Origin of the sequence: Pseudomonas sp. UBA6315, from assembly GCF_002438125.1 — a bacterium.
Taxonomy (GTDB): domain Bacteria; phylum Pseudomonadota; class Gammaproteobacteria; order Pseudomonadales; family Pseudomonadaceae; genus Aquipseudomonas; species Aquipseudomonas faucium.
On sequence record NZ_DJTF01000032.1, the window covers coordinates 1 to 21,882 of the forward strand.

Genomic DNA, 21,882 nt, shown 5'->3' on the forward strand with positions numbered 1-21,882 from the left:
TCTACCACCTGGAGAAATACAAACTCGCACCCCCGAAAATGCCCGAGAACCTGCACTGGTTCAAATGGGAAGCCTACTTCACCTGGATGTCCGGTATTGCCCTGCTGTGCGTGGTGTTCTACTGGAACCCCAGCCTGTACCTGCTGGCACCCGGCAGCACCCTGAGCGGTGCCGAAGGCGTGGCCATCGGTATCGGTTCGCTGATCGCCGGCTGGTTCATCTACGACTTCCTGTGCGACTCGCCACTGGGCAAGCACCCTGCCCTGCTCGGCGCCGTGCTGTTCGTGCTGATCATCGCTGCCTGCTTCGGCTTCAGCCTGGTGTTCAGCGGCCGTGGTGCTTACCTGCACACCGGCGCGATCATCGGCACCATCATGGTCGGTAACGTGTTCCGCATCATCATGCCGGCCCAGCGCCAGCTGGTGGCGGCGATCGAGAACAACCAGACCCCCGACCCGGTGCTGCCGGCCAAGGGCCTGCTGCGTTCGCGTCACAACAACTACTTCACCCTGCCGGTGCTGTTCATCATGATCAGCAACCACTTCCCGAGCACCTACGGTAGCCAGTACAACTGGCTGATCCTGGCCGGTATCGCAGTAGCCGCGGTTCTGATCCGCCACTACTTCAACACCCGCCACGACAGCAACAAGTACGCCTGGACCCTGCCTGTGGGCGCGCTGGCGATGATCTGCCTGGCCTATGTCACCGGCCCCAAGCCGATGGCTGTTGCGCCTGAGCAGGCGGCGGCGAAGATCGAGTACCAACCGCTGCCGGCAACTGCAGTGGGTGGCAAGACCGCTGCCGAGCAACGTGCCGAAGACGCCGCCAAGGCTTCCGAAGCGCCAGCCGCACCCGCACAAGCGCCGGCCGAAGCGACCGCGCAGGCTGCTGGTGGCGACTTCGACAAGATCCACAAAGTCATCCAGGAACGCTGCAGTGTGTGCCACTCGTCGAAACCGACCAGCCCACTGTTCAGCGCTGCCCCTGCCGGCGTGATGTTCGACACTCCGCAGCAGATCCAGGCCCAGGCCGCGCGCATTCAGGCGCAAGCGGTCGCCAGCCAGATCATGCCGCTGGGCAACATCACCCAGATGACCACCGAGGAGCGCAAGCTGGTCGGTGACTGGATCGCCAAAGGCGCGCAGGTCAACTGATACACCTGTCCCGCCGGGGCGTCCGCGCGCCCTGGCGGGAGCGGCCTTGCGCCGCGAATGGGCCGGCCTTGCCGGCCCACGCTGCAAGCAACACGCAACAAGCAAGCATCGAGCGACCAGGCCTTGGCCTGGCGCTTGGATCCGAGAATAAAAACAAAACTCGAGGTGCTGCATGTCCGAGTCACGCAAGGCGTACATTCCAGTTGCGCCGCCGCGACAGCCCCTGCCCCTGTTCCAACTGATCCTGGTAGGCCTGCAACATGTTCTGTTGATGTACGGAGGCGCGATTGCCGTGCCTTTGATCATCGGCCAGGCTGCCGGATTGTCCCGTGAAGAAGTTGCCTTCCTGATCAACGCCGACCTTCTGGTCGCAGGCGTAGCCACCATCATCCAGTCGTTCGGTATCGGCCCGGTAGGGATCCGCATGCCGGTGATGATGGGCGCCAGTTTCGCTGCCGTCGGCAGCATGGTGGCCATGGCCGGCATGCCCGGCGTAGGCCTGCAGGGCATCTTCGGTGCAACCATCGCTGCCGGCTTCTTCGGCATGCTGATTGCGCCGTTCATGTCCAAGGTGGTGCGCTTCTTCCCACCGCTGGTCACCGGTACCGTGATTACCTCGATCGGCCTGTCGCTGTTCCCGGTCGCGGTCAACTGGGCCGGTGGCGGCCATGAGGCAGAAGCCTTCGGTTCGCCCATCTACCTGATGGTGGCCGGCCTGGTGCTGGCGGTGATCCTGCTGATCAACCGCTTCATGCGCGGTTTCTGGGTCAACGTTTCGGTCCTGGTGGGCATGGGCCTGGGTTACATCCTGGCCGGCTCCATCGGCATGGTCGACCTGTCTGGCCTGAACGAGGCGCCGTGGCTGCAAGTGGTGACCCCACTGCACTTCGGCATGCCGACCTTCAGCCTGGCACCGATCCTGTCGATGTGCCTGGTGGTGGTGATCATCTTCGTCGAGTCCACGGGCATGTTCCTGGCCCTGGGCAAGGTGACTGATCGTGAAGTCACGCCTGGCATGCTGCGTCGCGGCTTGCTGTGCGATGCCGGTGCGTCGTTCGTCGCCGGTTTCTTCAACACCTTCACCCACTCCTCCTTCGCCCAGAACATCGGCCTGGTGCAGATGACCGGGGTACGCTGCCGCTACGTCACCGTGGTCGCCGGCGCCCTGCTGATCCTGCTCAGCCTGCTGCCCAAGGCAGCCTTCCTGATCGCCTCGATCCCGCCTGCGGTACTGGGCGGCGCGTCCATCGCCATGTTCGGCATGGTCACCGCCACCGGGATCAAGATCCTCCAGGAAGCGGACATCGGCGACCGTCGCAACCAGCTGCTGGTTGCAGTGAGCGTCGGCTTTGGCCTGATCCCCGTGGTCCGTCCGGAGTTCTTCGCGCAGATGCCCCAGTGGATGGAACCCATCACCCACAGCGGCATCGCCATGGCCACGGTCAGTGCCCTGGTGCTGAACGTGCTGTTCAACATCCTCGGCGGTGCCGACCGCGCCGCGCACAACGACGCCTGTCACCAGCATTGAGCCTAGCGGGGCGGCAGCTTTGCCGCCCCTGCTCATACCCGCAGTAACCGCTACACCGTCGGCCCGCCGGAATGGGCTGCTCGGGGCGCCTGCGCGCCGAAAAAACCGCCAACAAAAACAATAAGTCCGGGAATCACAACATGAAGCGCATCACCTCGTCACTGCTGCTGGGCAGCAGCCTGCTGGCCACCCTCCCCGCGCACGCAGGCGATTGGCTGCTCTGGCATGGCGAAAGCCTGACCTATCTGTACGGCAAGGATTTCAAGGTCAACCCCGACATCCAGCAGACCATCACCTTCGAGCACGCCAACAAATGGAAGTACGGCGACACGTTCCTGTTCATCGACAAGATCTTCTACAACGGCAAGCCCGACCCGGGCAAAGGCGTGACCACCTACTACGGTGAGTTCAGCCCGCGCCTGTCGTTCGGCAAGATCTTCGACCAGAAGCTGGCCTTCGGCCCGGTCAAGGACGTGCTGCTGGCGATGACCTACGAACGCGGTGAAGGCGACAACGAGGCCTACCTGATTGGCCCCGGCTTCGACCTGGACATCCCGGGCTTCAACTACTTCACCCTCAACTTCTATGTGCGCAACACCGAAGGCAGCCGCCCTGGCGACAATGTCTGGCAGATCACCCCTGGCTGGTCGTACACCATCCCGGTGGGCAAGTCCGACATTCTGATCGACGGTTACATGGACTGGGTGCCCGACAACGACCAGAACAGCCGCGGCACCTATCACGCCAACCTGCACTTCAACCCACAGGTCAAGTACGACCTGGGCAAGGCCCTGAACCTGGGCGCCAAGCAGCTGTACGTGGGCTTCGAGTACAGCTACTGGAAGGACAAGTACGGCATCGACAGCCGCGGCAACCTGGAAAGCAATCAGAGCGTTGCCAGTGCACTGATCAAGGTGCATTTCTGATAACCTGACCGAACGCACAAGTTTGTAACAGCGTGTTCCAAGATGGAGCACTTGAGGCCGGGCGCGCAAGCCAGTAATCTGCGCGCCCCCTCGATCAGGGCAGGATGGATTCTGCCTGCGTTTACTGACCGCTCAGTCAATGAATTCGGGCGGTTGGCCAACGTGTTGCCAGCCTGAAATACCCATTTTCATCCGTTCAGAACGAGTCGAGCAGGACCGTTGCCGCCAACCCGGAAAAGTTGGCGCAGCTCTTGCCAAACAGCTGTGGCCTATCGAAAAAAGCTGACTCAAAAGACAAGAACAGCGCCTTTACGAGCGCTGACAACAGATCAAAACAAGGGAGCGACACTCGCAATGCGTACCATCAACAGCCTGATTCTCGCCGGCGGCCTGCTGGCCTGCGGCACGACCTACGCCGACGACCTGCTGCAGTGGCAGAACAACAGCCTGACCTACCTGTGGGGCAAGAACTTCAAGGTCAACCCTGAAGTGCAGCAGACGGTCACCTTCGAACACGCCGATGGCTGGAAGTACGGCGACAACTTCATCTTCGTCGACAAGATCTTCTACAACGGCAAGAAGGACTTCAACAACGGCCCCAACACCTACTACGGCGAGATCAGCCCGCGCCTGTCGTTCGGCAAGATCTTCGACCAGAAGCTGGAGTTCGGCCCGGTCAAGGACGTGCTGCTGGCCATGACCTACGAGTTCGGCGAGGGTGATACTGAGTCGTACCTGATCGGCCCGGGCTTCGACCTGGCGATCCCAGGCTTCGACTACTTCCAGCTGAACTTCTACCAGCGCACCACCGACGGCAGCCGCCCGGGTGACAACGTCTGGCAGATCACCCCGGTGTGGTCCTACACCCTGCCTGTGGGCTCGTCCGACATCCTCATCGACGGCTACATGGACTGGGTGGTCGACAACGACCAGAACAGCCGTGGCGACTACCACGCCAACCTGCACTTCAACCCGCAGGTCAAGTACGACCTGGGCAAGGCCTTGCACCTGGGCGAGAAGCAGCTGTACGTCGGTTTCGAGTACGACTACTGGAAGAACAAATACGGGATCAAGGATTCCGAAGGCTTCACCACCGACCAGAACACCGCCAGCTTCCTGGTCAAAGTGCACTTCTGATCGGCTGAATCGTGACAGCGTCGAGGGCCATCGACGCTGTCACCGGCAAACTTGTAAGCGATCACTTACACTTATTTAAGCGCTCGCTTATTTACAAAAGAATTTGCCTTGAAGGTCAAAATAATCGAGAGCGGCAAGGCCATGCCAATTACCAACAACGCCAATTCCACCTGGTGATGTTCGAGTATTCGCAAGATATCCAACACCAGCATTACCGCATTGATCGCCAAGGCCAGGCCGAACATCGCGCAACAGCGGTACAGCGCCTGCAGATCCAGCCCCCGCAGCAGCAGGAAAAAGCCCAAGGCCGCCCAGGCCAGGGCCGTGAGCAGGTAGAGCGCCAAGTGATAGGCATCGTAAGTCAATACACTGCCAAACATGTTCCCACCTCCCGATACGATTAAATGCCAAGGCCTGCGACTATAATTGCGCGTTGCATGTCACGCACTGCGAAATTTTGACAGATTTTTTTCAAAGTCCCTTCTACACTGCCTGTCCTCGCATATCCAAGAAAGACAACAGGCCAACTCCATGCGCAATTCCCTGTCCGCCCCGTGGCGGTACCTGCTACTTGTTTGCTCACTCTGGTTCGGTATTTTTCTGCTGACGCGGATCGTGCTGCTGGTTACCCACCTGGATGAAGTGAGCGGCAATTACTTCTCGCTGTTCTTCGGCGGTGCCCTCTACGACCTCAGCTTCCTGGTCTACGCCGCCTTGCCGCTGGGCGTTTACGTGGCACTGTGCCCCGCCGGGCTGTGGCGTACCCGCGGGCATCGCTGGCTGCTGGGCGCGCTGCTGGTGCTGAGCCTGTTCGTGATGCTGTTCGTCGCCGTGGCCGAATGGCTGTTCTGGGACGAGTTCGGCGTGCGCTTCAACTTCATCGCCGTCGACTACCTGGTGTACTCCAAGGAAGTGCTGGACAACATCCGCGAGTCCTACCCACTGCCAACCCTGCTCAGCGCCATCGCCGTGGTCGCCCTGGTGCTTGCCTTGCTGCTGCGCAAGCCGCTGGCCCGGGCCCTGGCCGCACCCGCCGCGACAGCGCGCCAGCGCCTGCTCGGCGTTGCCCTGCTGGCCGTGCTGGTGGGCCTGAACGTGCTGGTGATCGACCAGCAGTTCCCGCGTGGCCAGGGCGGCAACGCCTACCAGCGCGAACTGGCCAGCAACGGCCCGTACCAGTTCTTCGCCGCCTTCCGTAACAACGAACTGGACTACACCCAGTTCTATGCAAGCTTGGACGCCGCCGATGTCGGCGCGCAGATGCACAAGGAGCTGGCCGAACCGCGCGTGCAGCTCGAAGGCAGCGACCCGCAGGACATCCGCCGCCAAGTCAGCGCCGACGGTGCGCAGCGCACGCCGAACATCATCCTGGTGACCATCGAAAGCTTCAGCGCCAAGTACATGGGCAGCAACGGCGATGACCGCAACCTCACGCCAAACCTCGATGCACTGCGCCGCCAGAGCCTGTACTTCAGCAACTTCTACGCCACCGGCACCCGCACCGACCGCGGCCTGGAAGCCATCACCCTGTCGATCCCGCCCACCCCGGGGCGCTCGATCGTCAAACGCATCGGCCGCGAAAGCGGTTACGCCAGCCTCGGCCAGCAATTGAAGGCGGTGGGCTACGATGCGGTGTTCGTCTACGGCGGGCGCGGCTACTTCGACAACATGAACGCCTTCTTCAGCGGCAACGGCTACCGCATCGTCGACCAGAGCAGCGTCGATGAAAGCGAGATCAGCTTCAAGAACGCCTGGGGCATGGCCGACGAAGACCTGTACCGCCAGACCCTGAAACTGGCCGATGCCGACCACGCCAAGCAGCAGCCGTTCTTCCTGCAGCTGATGACCACCTCCAACCACCGCCCCTACACCTACCCCGACGGGCGTATCGACATCCCGTCCGGTGAAGGCCGTGAAGGCGCCGTGAAGTACACCGACCACGCCATTGCCGAGTTCCTCGAACAGGCCAAGGCCAAGCCCTGGTTCGACAACACCCTGTTCATCTTCGTCGCCGACCACACCGCCGGCAGCGCCGGTGTCGAGGACCTGCCGGTGAACAACTACCAGATCCCGCTGTGGATCTACGCGCCCAAGCTGGTCGAAGCGCGCGAGGATGGCAAGCTGGCCAGCCAGATCGACCTGGCGCCCACCGTGCTCGGCCTGCTCAACCTGGACTACACCTCGACCTTCTTTGGCCGCGACCTGCTCAAGGAAGATGCCCTGCCGCCACGGGTGCTGATCGGCAACTACCAGCACCTGGGCCTGTTCGACGGCCAGGACCTGGCCATCCTCAGCCCGCGCGGCGGCATGCGCGTGCACCAGGATGCCCTGGGCAACAGCCGCGAAACCACCGTGGGCAATGACAACCCGCTGGTACGCCGGGCCATCGCCTACTACCAGAGCGCCGCCTATGGCTTCAGTCAGGGCCTGCTGAGCTGGAAACCGGCCGACAGCAACGTGGTGGTCAGCCCCTGATCGCCCGCCACAACCTGGAAGCGGCGCTGACCACCAGCAGCACCACGGCGCCGGCCAGCACACCGGCCACGCCGTTGAGCAGCGCCCCGGTCAGCGCCCCACCGCGCCCCTCGCTGAACGCCTCGATGGCATGATGCAGGGGCGCGATGCCATGCACCAGGATGCCGCCACCGACCAGGAACATCGCCGCGGTGCCGATCACCGACAGGCTCTTCATCATGTAGGGCGCGGCGCGCAGGATGCCGTTGCCCACCGCCCGGGCCAGGCTAGACGCCTTCTGCGTCAGCCACAGGCCCAGGTCATCGAGCTTGACGATGCCGCCCACCAGCCCATACACGCCGATGGTCATGATGATGGCGATGCCTGACAGCACGATGATCTGCTGGGTCAGCGGCGCATCGGCCACGGTGCCCAGGGTAATGGCGATGATCTCCGCCGAAAGGATGAAGTCGGTGCGCACCGCGCCCTTGATCTTGGCTTTCTCGTAGGCCACCAGGTCGACATTGGCATCGGCCACGGCTTGCTTGCGCGCCTCTTGCTGGGCGCTGTCCTGCTCCTTGCCATGCAGGAACTTGTGCGCGAGCTTCTCGAAACCCTCGAAGCACAGGTAGGCACCGCCGACCATCAGCAGCGGCGTCACCGCCCAGGGGATGAACGCACTGATCAGCAGCGCCGCCGGCACCAATATCGCCTTGTTGATGAACGAGCCCTTGGCCACCGCCCACACCACCGGGATCTCGCGCTCGGCGCGCACCCCGGTGACCTGCTGGGCATTGAGCGCCAGGTCGTCGCCAAGCACCCCGGCGGTCTTCTTCGCCGCGACCTTGGTCATCAGCGAGACATCGTCGAGCACCGTGGCGATGTCGTCGATCAATACCAGCAGACTGCTTGCGGCCATGGTTCACGTTTCCCTACGAAGCAAAACCCGCAGCATACTCCGCGCCGCTCAGGGTGCCCAGCCGCCGCCCAGGCTCTGGATCAGGGCAACGCTGGCCTGGCTCAGCTGGCCTTGGGCATCGCGCAGGTTCTGCTCGCTCTGCAACAGCAGCAATTGCTGGGTCACCACCGCTTGCTGGCTGACCACGCCCACCCGCTGCTGGGTCTGCTGGCTGGCGAACAGCTGCTGGTTGCGCTGGTGGATCTGGCCGAAGGTGTCGGCCTGGCGCTGCAGGTGGTTGAGCGCCGAGAGGTTGTCCTCGACGTTCTGCAGCGCGGCCAGCACGGCCCCTCGGTAGTTGGCCACGTCCTCGTCGTAGCCGGCATACGCCTGGCGCAGGCTGGCCTCGCGGGCACCGCCGTCGAACAAGGTCGCCGCCAGCGCCGGGCCCAGGCTCCAGATACGGTTGGGCACGCTGAACAGGCCACCCAGCGCACTGCCGCGAAAACCGATTTCGGCGCTGAGGTCGAGGGTGGGGTAGAACGCCGCCTCGGCCACCCCGATGCGGGCATTGGCCGCCGCCGCCGTGCGCTCGGCGGCAATCACGTCGGGGCGGCGCAGCAACAGCCGCGATGGCAGGCTCAAAGGCGGGTGCGGCACGGCGAAGGCATAGTCGCTGCGCGGCGCGATGCTGAACTGCGCAGGTGCCTGGCCGACCAGCACGGCCAAGGCATGCTCGAACTGCTCGCGGCTGCGCTGGGCGGTCTGCAACGCGGCCACCACCGTGCTCAACTGGTCCTGGGCCACCAGCAACTGGTCGTTGGACGCGGCGCCTTGCACGAAGCTCGCCTGGGTCATGTCCAGCAGCTGCTGGTTGAGCTGCTGCTGGCGTTCGAGCAAGGCGATGTCCAGGTCCAGCTGGCGCAGCCCGAGGTAGTTGCTGGCAACGCTGCTGGCGATCGACAGGCGCACCCCGGCCAGCTGCGCGTCGGAGGCCTGCGCCAGCGCTTCGCTCGATTCGAGGGTACGCCGCACCTGCCCCCACAGGTCTGGCTCCCAGCTGGCGCCCAAGGTGGCGCTGACGGTCTGCTGCACGCCGCTGCCGGTGCCCTTGGACAAGGTCGCCCCGCCGCCATCGACGCCGCGCGTCGCCGAAAGGCCCGCGGTCACGGTCGGCCACAGCCCGGCGCGGCTGATGGCCACCTGGTCCCTGGCCTGGCGCCAGGCCGCTTCGGCGGCGACGATCGACTGGTTGGCCCGCGCCGACTGCTCGATCAGGACGTTCAGCTGGGCATCGCCAAAGCCCAGCCACCAGCGGCTGTCCAGGGCGCCTTGCGGGTTGGCGGCCGCGCGCTGCCATTGCCCGCCTTCCTTGAAGCCCTGGGGCAGCGCCATCGCCGGGCGCTGGTAGTCCGGGCCGACCATGCAGCCCCCCAGCAACAGGCACAGGGCCAGGCAAGCGCTGCGCAGGTTCATCTGCCTTGCTCCTTGCCGGTGCCACGCAGCCGGCCTGCCAGGCGGTCCAGCCACAGGTAGATCACCGGCGTGCTGTACAGCGTCAGCAGCTGGCTGAACAGCAGCCCGCCAATGATCGAGATGCCCAGCGGCCGGCGCAGTTCGGCGCCATAGCCATTGCCCAGCACCAGCGGCAACGCGCCCAGGGTCGCCGCCAGGGTGGTCATCATGATCGGCCGCACCCGCACCAGGCAGGCCTGGCGGATCGCCGCCCGCGCATCCAGGCCCTGGGTGCGGCGGGTGTGCAGGGCGAAGTCGATCATCATGATCGCGTTCTTCTTGACGATGCCAATCAGCAGGATCACCCCCACCAAGGCGATGATCGACAGTTCCGTGCCGGTCAGCAGCAGCGCCACCAGCGCACCGACGCCCGCCGAGGGCAGGGTCGAGAGGATGGTCAGCGGGTGCACCAGGTTTTCGTAGAGGATGCCCAGCACGATGTACACCGACACCAGCGCCGCGACGATCAGCAACGGCTCGCTGGCCAGCGAGGCCTTGAACACCTGCGCGGTACCGGCAAACTCCCCCACCACGCTGGCGGGCATGCGCAGCTGCGCCACGCCCGCATCGACCAGCGCGGTGGCCTGGCCGATCGACACCCCCGGCGCCAGGTTGAACGACGCCGTGACGGCCGGGAAGGTGCCCTGGTGGTTGATGGCAATCGCCGTGCGCGCCAGCGCCTGGCTGGCCACGGCGGCCAGCGGCACCAGTGGCGTTGCGCCCTGGCTGCTGGGCAGGTAGAGGGTCTTGAGCACCGCCGGGTCGCTCCAGTAGGACGGCGCCAGGCTCATCACCACGTGGTACTGGTTGGCGGCGCGGTACAGGGTCGACACCTGGCGCTGGCCAAAGGCGTCGTACAGCGTCTGGTCCACTGCCGCCATGTTCACCCCCAGCCGCGCCGCGGCATCCCGGTTGACCTGCAGGTGCGTCATCAGGCTGGCGTTCTGCTGGTCAGTGTTGACGTCGGTGAGCTGCGGCAAGCCGCGCAGCACCGCCACCACCTTGGGCACCCACTGGTCGAGGCTGGCCTGGTCGTCCGCGGTCAGGGTGTACTGGAACTGCGCGCCGCTCTGCCGGCCGCCGACCGTGATGTCCTGGGCCGACTGCAAGTACAGCCGGGTACCCGGCATCGCGCCCAGGGCGTGGCGGATCTGCGCGATCACCTGGTCGGCGCTGGCCTGGCGTTCGCCCTTGGGCTTGAGCGCAACGAACAGCTGGGCGCTGTTGATCGCCCCCGAACCACCGCCGCCGCCACCGCCGACGAACCCGCCCACGGTCTGGACATTGGGGTTGCTCACCACCTGGCGGTTGATCTCGCGAAAGTCAGCCTGCATCGCGGCGTAGGACACACTCTGCGACGCCAGGATGGTCCCCGACAGCCGGCCACTGTCCTCCTGGGGGAAGAAGCCCTTGGGCACCAGCACGTACAGCACCACCGCCAAGCCCAGCACCAGCAGGGTCAAAAGCCCCATCAAGCGCGAATGGCCGATCACCCAGGCCAGGCTGCGGTCGTAGAAGCGGTGGAACCGCGAATCCGGCGTGTCGCCCGCGTGCGCCTGCGCCGGTGGGCGCAGCAGCACGCTGGCCAGCACCGGGGTGATGGTCAGCGAGATCAGCATCGAGATGACGATCGACAACGACAAAGTCACGGAAAACTCGCGGAACAAGCGCCCGACGATGCCGCCCATGAGCAGCAGCGGGATGAACACCGCCACCAGCGAGACGCTGATGCTCAACACCGTGAAGCCCACCTCGCCGGCGCCGTCCAGCGCCGCCTGCAGGCGCGGCACGCCACGTTCGAGGTGGCGCATGATGTTCTCCACCACCACGATCGCATCGTCCACCACGAAACCGGTGGCGATGGTCAGCGCCATCAGCGACAGGTTGTTCAGGCTGTAGCCCAGAAAATACATGCCGGCAAAGGTGCCCAGCAGCGACAACGGCACGGCGATGGCCGGCACCAGGGTGCTGCGCCAGTCGCGAAAGAAGCCGTAGGTCACCAGCGTGACCAGGGCGATGGCCGCCAGCAGGGTGATTTCCACATCGCGCAGCGAGGCGCGAATGGTGGTGCTGCGGTCCATCAGGATGCTCAGCTTGATGGTCGCCGGGATCGACGCCTGCAGCAAAGGCAGCTGCGCCTTCACCGCATCGACCGTGTCGATCACGTTGGCCCCGGGCTGCTTGAACAACACCAGCAGCACCGCCGGCTTGCCGTTGAACAGGCCGAAGTTGCGCAGGTCTTCGACATCCTCGCGCACCTGGCCCAGGTCGGCGATGCGCACCAGGCTGCCGCCGTCATGCTTGACCACCAGCGGCGCATAGTCGCCCGGGTTGTACAGCTGGTCGTTGGCCGCCAGCAGGTGATTCTGCCCGGCCAGGTCCAGGGCGCCCTTGGGCAGGTTGACGTTGGCGCTGGCGATGGCCGTGCGCACCTGCTCGAGGCTGATGCCGTAGTGGTTGAGCCGGTCGGGGTTGAGCTCCACGCGCACGGCCGGCAAGGCCCCGCCGCCGACCGTGACATCACCCACCCCGCGGGTCTGCAGCAGGCGCTGCTCGAGCAAGGTGGAGGCCACGTCGTACATCTGCGCCGGGGTGGCGCTTTCGGAGGTCAGGCCGATGATCAGGATCGGCGAGTCGGCCGGGTTGACCTTGCGGTAGGTCGGGTTGCCCGACAGGTCGCTGGGCAAGTTGCTGCGCGCGGCATTGATCGCTGCCTGCACATCGCGCGCGGCGCCATCGATGTTGCGATCCAGGTCGAACTGCAAGTTGATCCGCGTGGCGCCCAGGGTGCTCGAGGAGGTCATCTGGGTGACCCCGGCGATCTGCCCGAACTGGCGCTCCAGCGGCGTGGCCACCGAGGTGGCCACGGTGTAGGGGTCGGCGCCCGGCAGCGATGCGCGCACGCTGATGGTGGGGAAGTCGACTTCCGGCAGCGGCGCCACCGGCAACAAGGTGAACGCCAGGGCGCCGAATATGGCCAGGCCCAGGGCCAGCAGCGCCGTGGCCACCGGGCGCCGGATGAACGGCGCGCTGAGGTTGATCATGGCGCCTCCAGCAACGCGCGGCGCCGCCTGAAGCGCTGCCCCAGGCCGTTCATGGCCAGGTAGTTCACCGGGGTGGAGAACAGCGTCAGCGCCTGGCTCAGCAGCAACCCGCCGATGATCGCGATGCCCAGCGGGTGGCGCAGTTCGGAGCCCACGCCACTGCCGAACGCCAAGGGCAGCGCACCGAACAGCGAAGCCAGGCTGGTCATCAGGATCGGCCGCAGGCGCAGTTGCGCGGCCTTGCGGATCGCCGCCAGCGGCTCGGCGCCTTCACCGCGCTGCAGCTCCAGGGCGAAGTCGACCATCATGATGCCGTTCTTCATCACGATGCCGATCAGCAGCACGATACCGATCAGGCCGATGATGTCGAACTGCGTGCCGGTGATCAGCAGCGCCAGCAACGCACCCAGCGCCGCCGACAGCAGGGTGGAAAGAATGGTCACCGGGTGCACGAAGCTTTCGTAGAGGATGCCCAGCATCAGGTACACCACGACGATCGCCGCGCCCACCAGAAACGCCTGGTTGCCCAGCGAATCGGCAAAGGTCGCCGCCGCCCCCTCCAGCGACAGCTGCACCGAGGCCGGCATGCCCAGTTGCGTTTCGATGGCCTTGAGCCGGTCCACCGCCGCCCCCAGCGACTGCCCCGGGGCCAGGTTGAAGGCGATGTCGGCGTAGGGGAACTGGCCGAGCCGGTTGAGCGTCAGCGGCACCCGCTGCACGCTCTGCGTGGCCATGCTCGACAACGGCGCCACGCCGCCACCGGGCAGGCCCACGTAGAGGCCTGTCAGCAAGTCGGCGAGGTTGCGTGGCGGGCGGTCGCTGACCATCACCACATGGTATTGATTGAGCTGGGTGTACAAGGTCGAGACCTGGCGCTGGCCAAAGGCGTCGTACAGCACATCGTCGATGGCCTGGGGGGTGACGCCCAGGCGCGAGGCGGTGGCGCGGTCGAAGTCCAGTTGCACCTGGTTGCCGAACTGCATCGCCTGGCTCTGCACGTCGGTGAAGGTCGGGTCCTGGCGGATCGCCGCCAGCAGCTTGCCGGTCCACTGCTCGAGGGTCTGCATGTCGCCGGCCTGCAGGCCCAGGCGGTAGGCAGTGGTGGACACCGTGGCATCCAGGGTCAGGTCCTGCACGCCGTGCAGGTACAGGCGGATGCCGGCATCGTCGGCGTTGGCGTCGGCCAGCCGGCGAATCACCGCCGCGGCGCTGTCACGTTCGCCGCGTGGCTTGAGGTTGATCAGCAGGCTGCCCTGGTTGAGGGTCGGGTTGTTCTGGTCGATGCCAACGAACGACGACAGGCTCAGCACCGCCGGGTCTTGCAGAATGCGCGCGACCAGGCGCTGCTGCTGTTGCTGCATGCCCTGGAACGAGGTGCTGGGCGCCGCCTGGGAAATACCCTGGATCAGGCCGGTGTCCTGCTCGGGGAAGAAGCCCTTGGGCATGGCCAGCAAGGTCAGCAGCGTCAATGCCGCCGTCAACAGCACCGACAACAGCGCCAGGCCACGGTGCGCCAGCACCCAGTCCAGGCCGCGCAGGTAACGGCCCTCGACACGGGTGAACAGGTCGCTTGCCTGGCTTTTCTGCCGGTGGCGCAGCAGGCGGGCGCAGAGCATGGGGGTCAGGGTCAGGGTGATGAGCGCGGAAATGACGATGGTCACGGCCACGGTCATGGCGAACTCACGGAACAACCGCCCGACCACATCGCCCATGAACAGCAGCGGGATCATCACCGCGATTAGCGCGATGGACAGCGAGACGATGGTGAAACCGATCTGCGCCGCGCCTTTGAGCGCCGCCTGCAGCGGCGTGTCGCCGGCCTCCAGGTAGCGGGTGATGTTCTCGACCATGACGATGGCATCGTCGACCACGAAACCGATGGAAATGGTTAGCGCCATCAACGTCAGGTTGTTCAGGGAAAAGCCCAGGGTGTAGATCACCGCCAGCGTGCCGACCAGCGTCAACGGCACGGTCAAGGCCGGGATCAGGGTGGCGGCGAGGTTGCGCAGGAACAGCAGGATCACCAGCACCACCAGCACCACGGCCACGCCCAGCTCGAACTGCACGTCGCTGACCGAGGCGCGGATGGTCTGAGTGCGGTCGGTGAGCACAGCCACCTTGAGCGTGCCCGGCAGGCTGGCACGCAGGGTCGGCAGCAGCCGCTGGACCCGGTCCACCACGTCGATCACGTTGGCCCCCGGCTGGCGCTGGATGTTCAGCACGATGGCCGGGGTGCCATTGGTCCAGGCCGCCTGGCGCGGGTTTTCTGCGCCGAGGATGGAGCTGGCGACCTGGGACAGGCGAATCGCCGCACCGTTGCGGTAGGCGATCACCAGGTCGCGGTAGTCTTCGGGTTGCTGCAACTGATCGTTGGCGCCGATCGAATAGGCCTGGTAGCGGCCATCGAGGTTGCCTTTGGCCTGGTTGACGTTGGCACTGCCCAGCGAGCTGCGCAGGTCTTCCAGTGACAGGCCCAGGTTGTTCAGCGCCGAGGTGTTGGCCTCGATGCGCACGGCCGGGCGCTGGCCGCCGCTGATGGTCACCAGGCCGACCCCGGCGATCTGCGAAATCTTCTGCGCCAGGCGTGTGTCGGCCAGGTCCTGGACCTTGGTCAACGGCAGCACGTCGGAGGTCAGCGACAAGGTCAGCACCGGCGCATCGGCTGGGTTGACCTTGCTGTACACCGGCGGGTACGGCAGGTTGGCCGGCAGGAATGTGCCAGCGGCATTGATCGCTGCCTGCACTTCCTGCTCGGCGACGTCCAGCGACAGCGCCAGGTCGAACTGCAGGGTCAGCACCGAGGCGCCGTCCGAGCTGGTCGAGCCCATCGAGCGCAGCCCCGGCATCTCGCCCAGCTGGCGTTCGAGCGGCGCGCTGATCGACGAACTGATCACCTCGGGGCTGGCGCCGGGGTACTGGGTGAACACCTGGATGGTCGGGTAGTCGACCTGCGGCAACGCCGAGACCGGCAGCAGGCGATAACCGAGGATGCCCAGCAGCAGTACCGCGCACATCAGCAGGCAGGTGGCTACCGGCCGCTCGATGAACGGGCGCGAGATGTTCATTGGCTGCGGCTCATGGCGCCACGACCTTGATCGGCGAGCCGTCGTCGAGCTTGTCGGCGCCTTCGGTGATCACCTGCTCACCGGGCCGCACGCCTTGCTCGAGAATCGCCGTGAGCTCGCCACTCGCGGGCCCGCTGCGCACCTTGCGCAACTGCGCCTTGGTGCCCTGGGCGATGAACACGAAATCGCCCTGGCTGCCATGCTGGATAGCCCGCGTCGGCACCACCGGCACCTGCTGCAGGGTGTCGGCCTTGAGCCGGGCATTGACGAACTGGTTGGGAAACAGCGCATTGCCGGCCGTGTCGAAACGCGCCTTGACCTTGACCGTGCCGGTGCTGGTGTCGACCTGGTTGTCCAGCGCCAAGAGCGTGCCGGTGGCCAGCAGCACACGCTTGTCGCGGTCGAAGGCCAGCACGCTCACCGGCCCCTGCACCTGGGCCTGGTGGATCTTGCCCAGGTCATCCTCGGGCACGGCGAACACCACCGTGGCCGGGCGCATCTGGGTGATCACCGCGATCGGCGTGGTGCTGGTGATGCTGACATAGTTGCCCGGGTCCACCTGGCGCAAGCCCACCACGCCATCGACCGGCGAGGTGATGGTGCAATAGCCCAGTTGCACTTCAAGGTTTTGCACCGCGCCCTGGTCGGCGGCCACGGTGCCGGCCAGCTGCTCGACGGTCGAGGCCTGGGTGTCGAGGGTCTGCTGGCTGACCGAGCCGGCCTTGATCAGTTCGCGAAACCGCGCAAGGTCGCGCCGGGCGTTGTCCAGCACTGCCTGGTCGTGGGCCAGCACGCCACGCGCCTGCGCCAGCTGGGCCTTGATCGCGCGGTCATCGATCCGTGCAATCACCTGGCCCTGGCGCACGGCCTGGCCTTCCTGGAACTCCACGGTGGCGAGAATGCCGTTGACCTGGGTGCTGACACTGACGCTGCGCGAGGGCGTGACCGTGCCCAGGGCGTCGATGTACACCGGCACATCCTGGACCGCCACGGCCACCGCAGCCACCGGCTCGCCGGCAGCTGCCGGGCGCTGCGGGTGCACGGGCCGCGACCACCACCACCAGGCCAGCAAGACCAGCAGCAGCCCTCCCAGGCCGAGCAGCAATCGGTGTGTGATTCGTTTGCCTTTGCCCACGACAGTGCGTCCGCTCAAGTCGATCCAGGGGTCAGGCGACCAACCGGGCGTGGGGCCGACAGCAGGCCGCTGCCAGGCAAAGGGTCGTCGAGTTGAAACTCTAGCAGCGCGGCGGCGCCGGCAACGGGCCACGCGCATTTCGTTCAGGCAAGCGACAGCGTGGCATTCAGTGCTACCATCCGGGCTCGCAGCGTCAAAGGACCGCCAGCACCATGAGTACCATTCGCGAGCGCAACAAGGAGCTGATCCTGCGCGCAGCCAGTGAAGAATTCGCCGACAAGGGTTTCGCCGCCACCAAGACCAGCGATATCGCGGCCAAGGCCGGCCTGCCCAAGCCGAACGTGTATTACTACTTCAAGTCCAAGGACAACCTCTATCGCGAGGTCCTGGAAAGCATCATCGCGCCGATCATGCAGGCTTCGACGCCGTTCAATGCCGACGGTGATCCGAAAGAAGTGCTAAGCGCCTACATCCGCTCGAAGATCCGCATTTCGCGCGACCTGCCGCATGCCTCGAAGGTGTTCGCCAGCGAGATCATGCATGGCGCGCCGCACCTGTCGCCCAACCAGGTCGAGCAGCTCAACGAGCAGGCCCACCACAACATCGAGTGCATCAAGCGCTGGATCGAGCGTGGGCAGATCGCCCATGTCGACCCCCATCACCTGATGTTCAGCATCTGGGCGGCGACGCAGACCTACGCCGATTTCGACTGGCAGATTTCGGTGATCACCGGCAAGGCCAAGCTGGCCGACAGTGATTATGAAGCGGCCGCCGAAACCATCATTCGGCTGGTGCTCAAGGGCTGCGAGCCCGAAGCGGCCTGAAGGCCCGATCGCCGGCAAACCGGCTCCCACAAGGATGCGCTGAGCGCCCTGTGGGAGCCGGCTTGCCGGCGATGAGGCCGGCCCAGTCAATAAAGAATCAGGCAGCCACCCCCGCATCCGCCTTCAACCCCACCTCTTCGATCGCACTGATCGCGCACTGCTCGTCGATATCCGACGTATCGCCACTGATCCCTACCGCTCCCAGCACCTTGCCGTCCTGATCACGAATCAACACGCCCCCCGGCGCCGGCACCACCGGGCGCTCACCCAGCCCGTTCAACGCCGCGAAAAACGCCGGCCGTTGCTGCGCATCCAGCGCCAGCAGGCGCGAGCCCTTGCCCAGCGCGATCGCACCCCAGGCCTTGCCGGTGGCCACCTCTGGGCGGATCAGGCTGGCGCCGTCTTCGCGTTGCAGTGCCAGCAGGTGCCCGCCGGCATCCAGCACCGCGACCGTCAACGGCGCGGCATTGATCTTGCGGCCCGCCGCCAGCGCGGCGTTGACCAGGCTGACAGCGACTTTCAGGTTCAAAACGTTCATGGAAAGGTCCTCTTCTTGTTGTGAGAAGCCCTGAGGGCAGGTGAAAAATCGATAAGGCAATAGAACACAACTGAATGACTTTTTGTATACAATAAATTGAAACGATCGTATGCGAGTTCGCAAACCACCGTTTTCATGGGCGCTCGAACGAAAGCAATGCCTGCCGACGAAAACCCGTTGACCTAAGCCGCCTGCCATGAATACACTCTGGCACAAAGCAAGTTGTATACAATTACAAAATCGATGAGGCACAAACCATGAGCAAAATGAGAGCAATCGATGCAGCCGTTCTGGTCATGCGCCGTGAAGGTGTAGATACCGCGTTCGGCATCCCGGGGGCTGCCATCAACCCGTTGTACTCGGCCCTCAAGAAAGTGGGTGGCATCGATCACGTCCTCGCTCGTCACGTCGAAGGCGCCTCGCACATGGCCGAGGGTTACACCCGCGCCAACCCAGGCAACATCGGCGTGTGCATCGGTACCTCCGGCCCAGCCGGCACCGACATGGTCACCGGCCTGTACAGTGCGTCGGCCGACTCCATCCCAATTCTCTGCATCACCGGCCAGGCTCCGCGTGCCCGCCTGCACAAGGAAGACTTCCAGGCCGTCGACATCACCAGCATCGTCAAGCCGGTCACCAAGTGGGCCACCACCGTCCTGGAGCCGGGCCAAGTGCCTTACGCCTTCCAGAAGGCCTTCTACGAAATGCGCACCGGCCGCCCAGGCCCTGTGCTGATCGACCTGCCGTTCGACGTGCAGATGGCTGAAATCGAATTCGACATCGAAGCCTACGAGCCGCTGCCGGTCAACAAGCCGTCGGCCACCCGCGTGCAGGCCGAAAAAGCCCTGGCCCTGCTCAATGACGCCGAGCGCCCACTGCTGGTAGCCGGTGGCGGCATCATCAACGCCGACGCCAGCGACAAGCTGGTCGAGTTCGCCGAACTGACCGGCGTGCCAGTGATCCCGACCCTGATGGGCTGGGGCACCATCCCCGACGACCACGCGCAGATGGTCGGCATGGTCGGCCTGCAGACTTCGCACCGCTACGGCAACGCCACCCTGCTCAAATCCGACCTGGTGTTCGGTATCGGCAACCGCTGGGCCAACCGCCACACCGGTTCCGTCGATGTCTACACCGAAGGCCGCAAGTTCGTGCACGTGGACATCGAACCGACCCAGATCGGCCGTGTGTTCACCCCGGACCTGGGCATCGTTTCCGACGCTGGCAAGGCGCTGGACGTGTTCCTGGAAGTGGCCCGCGAGTGGAAAGCCGCCGGCAAGCTCAAGTGCCGCAAGGCCTGGCTGGAAGACTGCCAGCAGCGCAAGGCCACCTTGCAGCGCAAGACCCACTTCGACAACGTGCCGGTCAAGCCGCAGCGCGTCTACGAAGAGATGAACCAGGTGTTCGGCAAGGACACCTGCTACGTCAGCACCATCGGCCTGTCGCAGATCGCCGGCGCGCAGTTCCTGCACGTGTACAAGCCTCGCCACTGGATCAACTGCGGCCAGGCCGGCCCGCTGGGCTGGACCATCCCTGCCGCGCTGGGCGTGGTCAAGGCCGACCCGAAACGCAAGGTCGTCGCGCTGTCCGGTGACTACGACTTCCAGTTCATGATCGAAGAACTGGCAGTGGGCGCGCAGTTCAACCTGCCGTATGTCCACGTGCTGGTGAACAACGCCTACCTGGGCCTGATTCGCCAGGCGCAGCGTGGCTTCGACATGGATTACTGTGTACAACTGGCGTTCGAGAACATCAACGCCACCGACGCCGCCACCTACGGTGTCGACCACGTCGCCGTGGTCGAAGGCCTGGGCTGCAAGGCCATCCGCGTGTTCGAGCCGAACGACATCGCCCCTGCCCTGCTCAAGGCGCAGAAGATGGCCGAAGAGTTCCGCGTGCCGGTGGTGGTCGAAGTGATTCTCGAGCGTGTGACCAACATTTCCATGGGCACCGAGATCAACGCGGTCAACGAATTCGAAGACCTCGCCCTGGTCGGCAACGACGCGCCAACCGCCATCTCGATGCTCGACTGATCGCCTGACGCCCCCGGGCTTGCCCGGGGGCCTTCATCGCTAGGAGACAACCCATGCCTCGCTTCGCTGCCAACCTGTCCATGCTGTTCACCGAACAGGACTTCCTGGCCCGCTTCAAGGCTGCCGCCGATGCCGGTTTCAGCGGTGTCGAATACCTCTTCCCGTATGATTTCAGCGCCGCTGAAATCAAACAGCAGCTCGATGCCCACGGCCTGACCCAGGTGCTGTTCAACCTGCCGGCTGGCGACTGGTCCAAAGGTGAGCGCGGCATTACCTGCCACCCCGACCGCATCGAAGAATTCCGCGCTGGCGTGGACAAGGCCATCGAGTACGCCAAGGTGCTGGGCAACACCCAGGTCAACGCCCTGGCCGGCATCCGCCCGCAAGGCCCGGACTGCGCCACCGTGCGCAAGACCTTCGTCGAAAACCTGCGCTATGCCGCCGACAAGCTCAAGGCCGCAGGCATTCGCCTGGTCATGGAGATGATCAACACCCGCGACATCCCGGGCTTCTACCTGAACACCACCCAGCAGGCCCTGGAAATCCAGGCCGAAGTGGGCAGCGACAACCTGTTCCTGCAGTACGACATCTACCACATGCAGATCATGGAAGGTGACCTGGCTCGCACCCTGCAAGCCAACCTGCCGCTGATCAACCACGTCCAGCTGGCCGACAACCCAGGCCGCAACGAGCCAGGCACCGGCGAGATCAACTACCGCTTCCTGTTCGAGCACCTGGACCGCATCGGCTACCAGGGCTGGGTGGGCGCCGAGTACAAGCCGCTGACCACCACCGAAGCAGGCCTGGGCTGGCTCAAGACCCATAACGCGATCTGAATCACCGCTCCCATCGGGACCGCGAACAAATATAAAAGAGGTAATTTCTCATGGCTAAAATCGGATTCCTCGGCACCGGCATCATGGGCAAGCCCATGGCCCAGAACCTGCAAAAAGCAGGTCACAGCATCTTCCTTTCGACCCACCACGATGCTGCCCCGGCCGACCTGGTCGCCGCTGGCGCCGTAGCCCTGGCCAACCCAAAAGAGGTTGCCCAGGAAGCCGAATTCATCATCGTCATGGTCCCCGACACCCCGCAGGTCGACAGCGTCCTGTTCGGTGAAAACGGCGTCGCCGAAGGCGTTGGCCCGAACAAGGTCGTGATCGACATGAGCTCGATCTCGCCGACCGCCACCAAGGCCTTCGCCGAGAAGATCAAGGCCACTGGCGCCGCCTACCTGGACGCCCCGGTGTCCGGCGGCGAAGTCGGTGCCAAGGCTGCGACCCTGAGCATCATGGTCGGTGGCTGCCCGAAAGCCTTCGAGCGCGCCCTGCCGCTGTTCGAAGCCATGGGCAAGAACATCACCCGCGTGGGTGGCAATGGCGACGGCCAGACCGCCAAGGTGGCCAACCAGATCATCGTCGCGCTGAACATCCAGGCGGTTGCCGAAGCCCTGCTGTTCGCCGCCAAGAACGGCGCCGACCCAGCCAAGGTGCGTGAAGCACTGATGGGCGGCTTCGCTTCCTCGAAGATCCTCGAAGTGCACGCCGAGCGCATGATCAAGGGCACCTTCGACCCAGGCTTCCGCATCAACCTGCACCAGAAGGACCTGAACCTGGCCCTGCAAGGCGCCA

16 protein-coding genes are annotated in these 21,882 nt (G+C 64.8%); 9 read left to right on the forward strand and 7 right to left on the reverse strand.

All coding sequences use genetic code 11. The annotated features are described in order from the left end of the window. The 4 genes from B3E94_RS03765 to B3E94_RS03780 all read left to right on the forward strand — a co-directional run. On the forward strand, nt 1–1,154 hold a 1,154-nt coding region (locus tag B3E94_RS03765), incomplete at its 5' end, for a urate hydroxylase PuuD (RefSeq protein WP_286912373.1). Between the two features lie 172 nt (nt 1,155–1,326). Continuing rightward, the gene (locus B3E94_RS03770; protein ID WP_176517144.1) at nt 1,327–2,682 is read left to right on the forward strand and encodes a nucleobase:cation symporter-2 family protein; all 1,356 of its coding nucleotides are present in this window, start codon (nt 1,327–1,329) and stop codon (nt 2,680–2,682) included. A 140-nt stretch (nt 2,683–2,822) separates the two neighbouring features. Next, nucleotides 2,823–3,608 carry an outer membrane protein OmpK gene (locus tag B3E94_RS03775; protein WP_176517145.1) on the forward strand — a complete coding sequence of 262 codons (786 nt, stop codon included), beginning with the start codon at nt 2,823–2,825 and terminating at the stop codon, nt 3,606–3,608. Nucleotides 3,609–3,962: 354 nt separating this feature from the next. Next, on the forward strand, nt 3,963–4,745 hold the full coding sequence (locus B3E94_RS03780; protein WP_236237140.1) for an outer membrane protein OmpK: 783 nt from the start codon (nt 3,963–3,965) through the stop codon (nt 4,743–4,745). A gap of 71 nt (nt 4,746–4,816) precedes the next feature. Here B3E94_RS03780 and B3E94_RS03785 read toward each other — a convergent pair whose 3' ends face one another. Further along, nucleotides 4,817–5,125: a hypothetical protein gene (locus tag B3E94_RS03785; RefSeq protein WP_236237141.1), complete on the reverse strand. Its 309-nt coding sequence runs from the start codon at nt 5,123–5,125 to the stop codon at nt 4,817–4,819. 151 nt (nt 5,126–5,276) lie between these two features. Between B3E94_RS03785 and B3E94_RS03790 the strand changes: the two genes are divergently transcribed. Further along, the gene (locus B3E94_RS03790) at nt 5,277–7,220 is read left to right on the forward strand and encodes an LTA synthase family protein (protein ID WP_286912375.1); all 1,944 of its coding nucleotides are present in this window, start codon (nt 5,277–5,279) and stop codon (nt 7,218–7,220) included. Here B3E94_RS03790 and B3E94_RS03795 read toward each other — a convergent pair. Genes B3E94_RS03795 through B3E94_RS03815 form a run of 5 tightly spaced genes read right to left on the reverse strand, consistent with a single transcriptional unit; the run spans nt 7,210 to nt 16,802 of the window. After that, nucleotides 7,210–8,118, reverse strand: coding sequence for a DUF808 domain-containing protein (locus tag B3E94_RS03795; protein ID WP_286912376.1), 909 nt, complete (start codon nt 8,116–8,118; stop codon nt 7,210–7,212). The two genes, B3E94_RS03790 and B3E94_RS03795, sit on opposite strands and share 11 nt — an antisense overlap. Nucleotides 8,119–8,166: 48 nt before the next feature. Further along, on the reverse strand, nt 8,167–9,573 hold the full coding sequence (locus B3E94_RS03800; protein ID WP_286912377.1) for an efflux transporter outer membrane subunit: 1,407 nt from the start codon (nt 9,571–9,573) through the stop codon (nt 8,167–8,169). Further along, a complete protein-coding gene (locus B3E94_RS03805) occupies nt 9,570–12,653 on the reverse strand; it encodes an efflux RND transporter permease subunit (RefSeq protein ID WP_414708132.1) in 3,084 nt (1,027 codons plus the stop codon). Before B3E94_RS03805 ends, B3E94_RS03800 begins: the two co-directional genes overlap by 4 nt. Beyond that, nucleotides 12,653–15,721 (reverse strand): efflux RND transporter permease subunit, encoded by a 3,069-nt coding sequence (locus B3E94_RS03810; RefSeq protein WP_286912379.1) that lies wholly within the window; start codon nt 15,719–15,721, stop codon nt 12,653–12,655. Before B3E94_RS03810 ends, B3E94_RS03805 begins: the two co-directional genes overlap by 1 nt. Nucleotides 15,722–15,731: 10 nt before the next feature. After that, nucleotides 15,732–16,802, reverse strand: coding sequence for an efflux RND transporter periplasmic adaptor subunit (locus tag B3E94_RS03815; RefSeq protein ID WP_409521271.1), 1,071 nt, complete (start codon nt 16,800–16,802; stop codon nt 15,732–15,734). A gap of 266 nt (nt 16,803–17,068) precedes the next feature. On the opposite strand from B3E94_RS03815, the gene B3E94_RS03820 reads away from it, so the two are divergent. Then, nucleotides 17,069–17,680: a TetR/AcrR family transcriptional regulator gene (locus B3E94_RS03820; protein ID WP_176517156.1), complete on the forward strand. Its 612-nt coding sequence runs from the start codon at nt 17,069–17,071 to the stop codon at nt 17,678–17,680. Between the two features lie 97 nt (nt 17,681–17,777). Here the strand turns inward: B3E94_RS03820 and B3E94_RS03825 are convergent, their stop codons facing one another. Then, nucleotides 17,778–18,218 (reverse strand): GlcG/HbpS family heme-binding protein, encoded by a 441-nt coding sequence (locus B3E94_RS03825; RefSeq protein ID WP_176517158.1) that lies wholly within the window; start codon nt 18,216–18,218, stop codon nt 17,778–17,780. A 257-nt stretch (nt 18,219–18,475) separates the two neighbouring features. Here B3E94_RS03825 and gcl point away from each other — a divergent pair, with 257 nt between their 5' ends. From gcl to B3E94_RS03840, 3 genes are all read left to right on the forward strand, one after another. Then, on the forward strand, nt 18,476–20,251 hold the full coding sequence (gene gcl / locus B3E94_RS03830; RefSeq protein WP_286912380.1) for a glyoxylate carboligase: 1,776 nt from the start codon (nt 18,476–18,478) through the stop codon (nt 20,249–20,251). 53 nt (nt 20,252–20,304) lie between these two features. Further along, nucleotides 20,305–21,087 carry a hydroxypyruvate isomerase gene (gene hyi / locus B3E94_RS03835; RefSeq protein ID WP_286912382.1) on the forward strand — a complete coding sequence of 261 codons (783 nt, stop codon included), beginning with the start codon at nt 20,305–20,307 and terminating at the stop codon, nt 21,085–21,087. Between the two features lie 50 nt (nt 21,088–21,137). Continuing rightward, nucleotides 21,138–21,882: 2-hydroxy-3-oxopropionate reductase (locus B3E94_RS03840; protein WP_286912383.1), on the forward strand; the 745-nt coding region annotated here is incomplete at its 3' end.

What these genes read in the sequence shown, in the direction of transcription:
- B3E94_RS03770 (WP_176517144.1), top strand. Translation starts at nt 1,327, where the DNA reads ATGTCCGAGTCACGCAAGGCGTACATTCCAGTTGCGCCGCCGCGACAG.
- B3E94_RS03775 (WP_176517145.1), top strand. Translation starts at nt 2,823, where the DNA reads ATGAAGCGCATCACCTCGTCACTGCTGCTGGGCAGCAGCCTGCTGGCC.
- B3E94_RS03780 (WP_236237140.1), top strand. Translation starts at nt 3,963, where the DNA reads ATGCGTACCATCAACAGCCTGATTCTCGCCGGCGGCCTGCTGGCCTGC.
- B3E94_RS03785 (WP_236237141.1), bottom strand. Translation starts at nt 5,125, where the DNA reads ATGTTTGGCAGTGTATTGACTTACGATGCCTATCACTTGGCGCTCTAC.
- B3E94_RS03790 (WP_286912375.1), top strand. Translation starts at nt 5,277, where the DNA reads ATGCGCAATTCCCTGTCCGCCCCGTGGCGGTACCTGCTACTTGTTTGC.
- B3E94_RS03795 (WP_286912376.1), bottom strand. Translation starts at nt 8,118, where the DNA reads ATGGCCGCAAGCAGTCTGCTGGTATTGATCGACGACATCGCCACGGTG.
- B3E94_RS03800 (WP_286912377.1), bottom strand. Translation starts at nt 9,573, where the DNA reads ATGAACCTGCGCAGCGCTTGCCTGGCCCTGTGCCTGTTGCTGGGGGGC.
- B3E94_RS03810 (WP_286912379.1), bottom strand. Translation starts at nt 15,721, where the DNA reads ATGAACATCTCGCGCCCGTTCATCGAGCGGCCGGTAGCCACCTGCCTG.
- B3E94_RS03820 (WP_176517156.1), top strand. Translation starts at nt 17,069, where the DNA reads ATGAGTACCATTCGCGAGCGCAACAAGGAGCTGATCCTGCGCGCAGCC.
- B3E94_RS03825 (WP_176517158.1), bottom strand. Translation starts at nt 18,218, where the DNA reads ATGAACGTTTTGAACCTGAAAGTCGCTGTCAGCCTGGTCAACGCCGCG.
- gcl (WP_286912380.1), top strand. Translation starts at nt 18,476, where the DNA reads ATGAGCAAAATGAGAGCAATCGATGCAGCCGTTCTGGTCATGCGCCGT.
- hyi (WP_286912382.1), top strand. Translation starts at nt 20,305, where the DNA reads ATGCCTCGCTTCGCTGCCAACCTGTCCATGCTGTTCACCGAACAGGAC.